General features: G+C 35.0%; 1 protein-coding gene. It reads right to left on the reverse strand.

Annotated elements, in window-relative coordinates; genetic code table 11:
• Positions 1-223: 223 nt before the first annotated feature.
• Positions 224-751, reverse strand: coding sequence for a hypothetical protein (locus MZO40_RS16920; protein WP_216749116.1), 528 nt, complete (start codon positions 749-751; stop codon positions 224-226).
• Positions 752-1,231: the final 480 nt, after the last annotated feature.

Here is a 1,231-nt window from a genome sequence, read left to right on the forward strand (position 1 = left end):
CGGATCCACCGAGGGTTCAAAGGACTCCAGGACACCTTGGAAGCATCATTTATTTAAGTTAGATACATATTATATGTACGAAGGCATTTCATTTACACAAGATTCTTGACGCTACCAAATTTTTAACGAATAATAAAGGATAAGATAAAAAATTTAGATAAAAAAAGACAAAGTGAGAAACCAAAATTAGTTTCTCACCTTGTCTTTTTTAGCGCTCAGATTCCTATACTAGAAATCCTATAATTGCCATGACGAACAATGCGGAGTAGGATTGCAAATGGTACCTAACTAAATCTTTGTGGTCCTGTTCGTTTGGTAGTAGGAAAGCTTGTTTTTCAATGGGGTGCTCATGCCAAATAGGTTGTTGTTTCCAAAAATCATACAGTTGTTGGGGAAGTGCTATTGCAGGTGGTATTGCCATTATAAAGCCTATAATGGCTGGCCAGAATGGGGTTCTGCTATTTCCGAAAGCAATTACGTAAAAGCTCCATATGAGTGAACCATAAAAACAACATTTAGCAACTGTAAATTCTAACCAGAAGAGTAGTTCGTTTTTTAGGGAACTTCTACGATACGTTTGAAGAACTTTTTTCTTGAGCTGCCTCATTTTGCGACGGGAGTCGTTCTTTCTTAGAAAAAGTCCCCAAAAATATAGCTCGCCTGATCTGGTATAGTTCATAATTTTTTTTTGAATCTTAATGACATATATGAGTAAAATAAACTCAACTAATAAGATCAATAATGGTAACATCAATTTTGGGCCTCCTTAAAAAGGTACACTTATCCAGTCGCTGGTAGTTACTTATCGTGAATGTTAGAGTTATACTATTGCTGATTTTAACCACCGAAATTTTAATAGTTAATTCAGTTGGCGCCAACGTGGTATTTATTAATTTGGGCCACAATAGCCGACTACATCTATAAATGACATGGTATCATACTATTTATAGATGTAGGTTGCTAATGAATCTTTTAATCGATGGTTATGTTGGTTTTTCTCAAACAGTCCAACTTTAACCATGTAACAATTAATGAGATCATAGCAGCACTTGAACCTATTAATCAACGGCCATTGAAAACTATCGGACTTATTCAGATTAATTTTACAATCTATTGTAGAAGATAATTAATTACTTTTCTTAATTAAAGGAACGGCCCAAGCCAACGTAAAGTGAATCACGTTGGCTTGGGCCGTTAAGTTATTTCATCAGGTCATCAAACGTTTGATTAA

Source organism: Lactiplantibacillus sp. B652, assembly GCF_023806745.1.
GTDB lineage: Bacteria > Bacillota > Bacilli > Lactobacillales > Lactobacillaceae > Lactiplantibacillus > Lactiplantibacillus pentosus.